The sequence below is a fragment of the Shewanella sp. AS16 genome (genome assembly GCF_021412365.1).
Lineage (GTDB): Bacteria > Pseudomonadota > Gammaproteobacteria > Enterobacterales > Shewanellaceae > Shewanella > Shewanella salipaludis.
Window position 1 is genome coordinate 1 of record NZ_JAKCLK010000123.1, and the last position, 326, is coordinate 326.

The following is a 326-nucleotide window of genomic DNA, read 5'->3' on the forward strand; positions in this document are numbered from 1 at the left end:
TGCGTCGCGCCTTCCTCTGTGGGGATGATCGATACTCGGGTAAGAACTATGACCATCGCCGGGGCTGGGTAGAGTCATTGCTGTTTGAACTTGAAGCGGTGTTTGCCATTGATGTGGCTGCTTTTGCACTCTTGTGAATGAATAATAGGGTCGAATCACCTGCATGTGGTGTTGCGAATTGATCTCGACACGGCCAACCGTTGGAGCGACGCAGAAGTGCTTAAGCAGTGGCATAAACTGTTTAAAGGCGATGAATTAACCCGTAAATTTGCCCAGGGTGGGCTGGTTGAATCTCATGAAGTGATCCATTTAAAGCACTCCATCGC

1 pseudogene is annotated in these 326 nt (G+C 49.4%); it reads left to right on the forward strand.

The window, feature by feature from the left end:
- A pseudogene (locus LZP73_RS19630) lies at window positions 1-326 on the forward strand (transposase); the annotation flags it as partial.